Raw genomic sequence first — 6,000 nt, 5'->3', positions numbered from 1 at the left:
TTTTGTCTACTATGCCTTTTCTTTATACAGAAGAAATATTGAATAGAAAAATAAGGACAAGTCTAAGCTTGTTCTTATTGATAAATAAAGTTGAAGAAATCTTAATGCCTAATTTCGCTTTTTGCATATAGCGTTTTCTCTTCGTAAAATCGATAAAACGACTAATGCTATATAAACGACCAATATGCTATCCGTTTGTTAAGCCGAAGCTTAACTTGCCGTCAGCGATCATAACTAAGCCCAATTCCACCAAAGCATCACCGATTAAATAGGTAAATGTGCTTTTCAAGCTCTCAACAATAGCAACGCTTTAGCCTACTTTGCCAGAGTGACTAAATAATTTGTGCCTGTAAGCCTTCGGCGTTGATCCATCTTGGGCTAAAGGCGGTAACTTGATAATCCGCTAAACCGTTATGGTAAAACACATCTTCTGACAAGATCGCTTGCAAGGTCTCTTCGCTGTCGGCTTGGGAGAGGATTAAGCCGCCTTGGTGGTTGTCATATGGACCAAACAGCAAGAAATTGCCCTCCTCGGCGTATTGTTTCAGCCACGCACGGTGTCCGTCTAATAAAGCGCTCACCCCCCCGTCGCTGGGAGCTAATGAAATTTGTACTAAAAACATACCGCACTTCCTTATTTTTGCAACTGTGCCGCTAAACGCTCGGCGTGTGCCACCGCTTTGGCTTGCACCTCAGCGATTTGCTCGGGCGTGCTGACGTTGGGAATGGTCATCATTCCGTTGGAATACACAGGTGGTTGCCATTCCATTTGGCACAAAAAGGCAAGCTGTTGAAACGCTGGCAAAAACTGCTCAACGGTGTGGCGCATCGCGCCCTCTGGCTGATACTACTCCGCCGCCGCGCCCGTGGTGAACGACATCACCAGTTTTTTGCCTTTCACTTTATCACCCGTTGAACCGTGCGCGAAGCCATACACAAACACCTCGTCCACCCATTTTTTCAGCAAGGCAGGGTAGCTGTACCAATAAAACGGGAATTGCAACACGATGGTATTCGCTTGGACTAAACGGTTTTGCTCCGCCGCTACGTCAATACGGAAATCAGGATATTGGCTATCCAAATGCACAAATTCTGCCGTTGGCAAAAGGGTTTTTAAGTGTTCCAAAATGGTTTGATTCGCCACCGATTGGGTTAAATTGGGGTGGCTGGAGATGATGAGAATAGACATTGTTTTTTCCTTATGTGTTGTCGTTTGATTTCAAAATAATACGGCGTTATTTCGCCTTGCCGTACTATCTGTACTATCTTCGGCTCATTGCCTTGTCTTATTTTGAACTGAAACGACAATAAATGAATAGGTTGCACAGTATAGACAAGGTGAATTGTCTTTACTAGACTAATAATAACTAAAACAGGGAAAGCCGAAGAATGAACAGCACCACATATCACCAACTACAAATTTTCCACGCCATTGCCCAAGAGGGGAGTATTAATGCGGCGGCGAGGAAACTGGGGATTACCAGCCCTTCCGTAAGCCAAGCCTTGAAGCTGTTGGAGCAATCAATGGATATGCCGCTGTTTTGGCGTAGCACAAGGCGGGTTCAGCTCACGGAGGCTGGAGCGAGGTTGCTCACACAAACCGAGCCGTTAATGCGGGAATTGGATTGCCGTTTGGAACAGTTTCTTGGCGAGGAACACGCGCCATCGGGGTTGGTACGGATTACCCTTTCTCGCTTTGCTTACCGATTGATTTTGCAAGATCATTTGGCAGAATTTCACCGCCGTTATCCGCATATTTGCTTGGATATTTCTGTGTATGACGGCACGGTGGATTTGGTGGCACAAGGCTTTGATTTAGGTATTCGCTTTGGCGATAAAATCGATGAAAATATGGTAGCACGCCAGCTTCTGCCTGCCTTTCAAGAGGGGCTATATGTTTCAGACGGCTATCTGAAACAATACGGCACACCCAGCCGTGAAAATCTGCACCAACACCGCTTAATCGGCTATCGTTTTATCACCACTGGGCAGATTTTGCCGCTGATTTTGGAACACGAGGGCGAAAGCGTGAGTGTGGAAATGCCCACGCCGATGATTTGTAACGACATCGACACCATCGCAGACGGCGTGCGTGCGGGCTTAGGCATTGGGCGTTTATTCACCCCGATTTATCAACAACTAGCCGATAAAGCTGACTTTATCCCCGTTTTGCAAGACTATTGGCGAACCTATCCACCTGTGTATGTGTATTACCCACAAGCCAGCCAAAAAATAAAGCGTGTGGCGGCGGTGATTAACTTTTTACTGGAAAAATTTCTATAAGAAAAAACCTGTGATCGCTCACAGGTTTCTGTTATTGACTTCAATTAGGCGAAAACTTGCTCTGAACATTTCGCTTGTTGCATTCGATTGAATAAAGCGACCAATAGCAGCGTTACCGCTAGAATCACCGCGCCTACCCAAGCGGTATCCAACAGTCCGATTTCCGCCACCACTTGACCGCCGATACCGGCACCAATGGTAATGCCTAAATTAAAGGCGGCAATGTTCAAACCGGAAGCGACATCCACTGACTGCGGAGCATCAATTTTTGCCTGTTCAACCACTAATAATTGTAACGGTGGTACATTGGCGAAACTGGTTAAACCCAATAACATCGTGCTGATTAACACTGCCCACGCACTTTGTGCCGTGAAATAAAAGGAGAACAACACCAACATTTGCACGCTAAAAATATATTTTAGTGAGCGAATGGTTCTCAGTTTATCCGCCAATTTACCGCCCAACGTATTTCCTAAAGCGACCGCGATACCGTAACCGACCAAAATTAAGCTAACATCATTGCCGTTAAAACCGCTTAATTGCTGCAACATCGGCGATAAAAAAGTGAATAGCACGAACGTTCCACCGTAACCCAATGCGGTCATCGCATAAACCAGCAGTAAACGAGGTGAACGGATCACATCCAATTGTTGCATCAATTTCACCGGCTCAGGTTGCTGTAAATTTTTCGGCACAAATAATAACGCACCGATAAAGGCGATTACGCCCAAAGACATCACCGCTAAAAAGGTGGTTTGCCAACCGAAATGCTGCCCGATATAAGCCCCCAACGGCACGCCGGTGACCAACGCTACCGTAAGCCCGGTAAACATCATTGCAATCGCAGCGGCGGCTTTCTCTTTTGTCACTAATTGCGTTGCAATGGTTGATCCGATTGAGAAAAATACACCGTGAGCCAACCCCGTCACAATTCTTGCGCCAATCAGTGTAGAAAAATTGGTTGCTTGCCACGCCAAGAAATTTCCCACCACAAAAATAGCCATTAAAAACAGCAACACATTACGGCGTTGCCAACGTGCTGTCATTGCGGTAAGCAAAGGTGCGCTGACAGCAACCGACAACGCATACAAACTGACCAATAAGCCGGCAGACGGCACGCTGATAGCTAAACTTTGCGCAATAGTCGACACTAATCCGACAATCACAAATTCGGTTGTTCCGATAGCAAAAGCCCCAATCATTAGGGCAAATAAAGCAACTGGCATTAAATTCCTCTCTTAATTTAAAAACGATTGTGTTATGTACTGAACGAAAGCGCAGAAATCCCACGCTTTCACAGGCAAAAGCAAATATTAATCATCCCATTGTGCTGCCAACCCTTCCGGACTGACTTCACGGCTGCCACGGTCTAGTGCGTTGATCATTTCAATTTCTTGATCGCTGAGTTTGAGTTCTAACGCTTTTAAGTTGGAAATTAAATTTTCTCGTTTGGTTGAAGACGGAATCACCGCAAAACCGCGCGCCAATGCCCACGCTAACGCCACTTGTGCAGTAGTCGCATTATGTGCTTGTGCAATTTGTGTTAAAACCGGATCGTTCAATACTTTGCCATAAGCTAAGGTCATATAAGAGGTGATTTTTATGCCTTGTTCTTGCAAAAAGCGCACCAATTTCGGATTTTGCAGATAAGGGCTTAACTCAATTTGATTGGTAGCAATATTTTCCTTACCGACAACCGCCATCGCCTGCTTAGTCAATTCAATATTAAAATTGGAAACCCCGATTTGACGCGTTAATCCTGATTTTTTCGCCTCAAGCAACGCATTCATATATTCCGGCAACGCTACACCGTTATTCGGTGCCGGCCAGTGAATCAAGGTTAAATCCACCACATCAGTCCGCAATTTACGCAAACTCTCTTTTAAACTGTCTGCCAATTTGTTGGCACTGTAATTATCCACCCAGATTTTTGTGGTCAAAAACAGCTGATCACGACTTACGCCACTTTCAGCAATCGCCTGCCCGACTTCCGCCTCATTACCGTAAATTTGCGCGGTATCAATCGCACGATAACCCACATCCAACGCATTTTTCACCGAATCAATCACGGTTTGACCTTGTAAACGGAAAGTTCCTACCCCGAAATTTGGAATTGTCATTTTTTTCTCCTTCATCTTAATGGTTTAATTTCTGTTTCGTTGATGGCGCGCATTATAGGGAAGTGATTACTTTAGAAAAATAGGGGAATTTGCAAATAATATTTGCAAATTTTGCAAAAATAATCTTGTATTCGGTTAGCTATTAAGATAATCTCCACCCCATCAACGCCTTTAATCGGAAGGAATAAATGTGAAACTCAATCTTGAAGCACTTAATATTTTTGTACAAATTGTCGAAAAAAAATCAATTAGTGCTGCTGCACAAAGCTTAAATCTGCCAATTTCTGCCGTAAGTCGCAGTCTATCAAGGCTAGAAAACGATTTAGAAACTACGCTGTTGCAACGCAGCACAAGACGAATGTATCTCACTGCCGAAGGTGAACTGCTATTACAACAAGCGCGACAAATTTTAGATAGTGTCCAAATTGCTGAAGAAAAATTGCTTGCTCGCCATACGGATGCTGGCGGATTATTACGTATCAACACATCAGCACCAGTGATGCGACACGTTTTGATTCCAGCTATGGCAGAATTTTTACAACGCTATTCCCGAATTCAAATAGAACTGAACAGCAATGATAGCCTGATCGATTTATTGGAAGAGCGCACTGATGTGGCGATTCGGGTCGGAGAATTGCAAGATTCCTCAATGCACGCTCGTTTGCTCGGTAAAACCGCCATTCGTATTTTGGCGACACCGCAATATTTGGCAAAACAAGGGAAAATTGATAGCGTACATCAGTTATTGCAACATCGCCTGTTGGGGTTCAGCCAACCGGCGCACCTTAACCAATGGCCATTGTTAGACAATTCTGGTCATTTACTCACGATTACACCTAACGTGATCGCTTCCAGTGGAGAAAGTTTATTGGCACTGGCGCTTAATCACGTCGGCGTGGTCTGTTTATCCGATATGATGACTGAACAGGCACGAAAAAATGGCGATTTGGTGGAAATTTTGCCAGATCTGCGACAAAAAATCTTACAACCGATTTATGCCGTTTATTATCGTCATCACCAACTTACCGCTCGAATCGCTCTATTGATCGATTTTTTAAGTGAATATTTGCCGCAACAGACGTGGTGTGAAAAGTGAGAAGAAAAGATGCAGCTTAGCAAGCTGGTAAGGATTTTGACAAAAATCTAAACAAAAAGCGAAATCTTTGATCTAACAACCATATCAATATAAAAGAAGATACCTGAATGTTAAAATCCTTTTCCCCAGTATGGGCTTAAGATGGTAAGCCTTGAGCAACTTGTTCCAAAAGAACAGCTTGCATTCAGAATTAGGCAAGATTCTAATTACTTAGGCATTTTGACTAAAAAAGCAACACGCATAGCCATTCACCCCCTTCAATGCGTGAAAATTACGCAAAAAAACATAAGCTTGGATACAATGCTGGACTTCATTTCTGTCTTTGACTATAATCTCTGCCGTCTTACCTACTGCCCCCATAGCTCAGTCGGTCAGAGCAGTCGACTCATAATCGATTGGTCACAGGTTCAAGTCCTGTTGGGGGCACCAAAAAACCTTTCATAGCCTTTCATTACTCATCAAAAAAACTAAATAAAGCCAGTAAATACAAGCTTTTATTGT

General features: G+C 44.0%; 7 protein-coding genes and 1 tRNA gene. 3 read left to right on the top strand and 5 right to left on the bottom strand.

Annotation, left to right across the window (positions count from 1 at the left end; translation table 11 throughout):
• Nucleotides 1-332: 332 nt before the first annotated feature.
• Genes P375_RS06310 through P375_RS12730 form a run of 3 tightly spaced genes read right to left on the bottom strand, consistent with a single transcriptional unit; the run spans nt 333 to nt 1,189 of the window.
• Nucleotides 333-581, bottom strand: a complete 249-nt coding sequence (locus P375_RS06310) for a YciI family protein (RefSeq protein WP_245176434.1) — start codon at nt 579-581, stop codon at nt 333-335.
• A gap of 53 nt (nt 582-634) precedes the next feature.
• Nucleotides 635-829 (bottom strand): hypothetical protein, encoded by a 195-nt coding sequence (locus tag P375_RS12735; protein WP_245176433.1) that lies wholly within the window; start codon nt 827-829, stop codon nt 635-637.
• Nucleotides 830-847: 18 nt separating this feature from the next.
• Complete coding sequence (locus P375_RS12730; RefSeq protein ID WP_245176432.1) at nt 848-1,189, bottom strand: NAD(P)H-dependent oxidoreductase; 342 nt, start codon at nt 1,187-1,189, stop codon at nt 848-850.
• Between the two features lie 200 nt (nt 1,190-1,389).
• Between P375_RS12730 and P375_RS06300 the strand changes: the two genes are divergently transcribed.
• Nucleotides 1,390-2,283 carry a LysR family transcriptional regulator gene (locus P375_RS06300; RefSeq protein WP_039135595.1) on the top strand — a complete coding sequence of 298 codons (894 nt, stop codon included), beginning with the start codon at nt 1,390-1,392 and terminating at the stop codon, nt 2,281-2,283.
• Nucleotides 2,284-2,327: 44 nt separating this feature from the next.
• Here the strand turns inward: P375_RS06300 and P375_RS06295 are convergent, their stop codons facing one another.
• Complete coding sequence (locus tag P375_RS06295) at nt 2,328-3,509, bottom strand: MFS transporter (protein ID WP_039135593.1); 1,182 nt, start codon at nt 3,507-3,509, stop codon at nt 2,328-2,330.
• An 87-nt stretch (nt 3,510-3,596) separates the two neighbouring features.
• Nucleotides 3,597-4,403, bottom strand: coding sequence for a 2,5-didehydrogluconate reductase DkgB (gene dkgB, locus P375_RS06290; RefSeq protein ID WP_039135591.1), 807 nt, complete (start codon nt 4,401-4,403; stop codon nt 3,597-3,599).
• 190 nt (nt 4,404-4,593) lie between these two features.
• Between dkgB and P375_RS06285 the strand changes: the two genes are divergently transcribed.
• Together P375_RS06285 and P375_RS06280 are read left to right on the top strand one after the other, a co-directional pair.
• The gene (locus P375_RS06285) at nt 4,594-5,499 is read left to right on the top strand and encodes a LysR family transcriptional regulator (RefSeq protein WP_039135589.1); all 906 of its coding nucleotides are present in this window, start codon (nt 4,594-4,596) and stop codon (nt 5,497-5,499) included.
• A 352-nt stretch (nt 5,500-5,851) separates the two neighbouring features.
• Nucleotides 5,852-5,928 (top strand) — tRNA-Ile (locus P375_RS06280).
• The last annotated feature ends 72 nt before the right edge of the window (nt 5,929-6,000 follow it).

The sequence above is a fragment of the Gallibacterium genomosp. 2 genome (assembly GCF_000771895.1).
Taxonomy (GTDB): Bacteria; Pseudomonadota; Gammaproteobacteria; order Enterobacterales; family Pasteurellaceae; genus Gallibacterium.
The sequence above is the reverse complement of the archived record's forward strand: the minus strand, read 5'-3'. Positions and strand labels throughout refer to the sequence as shown.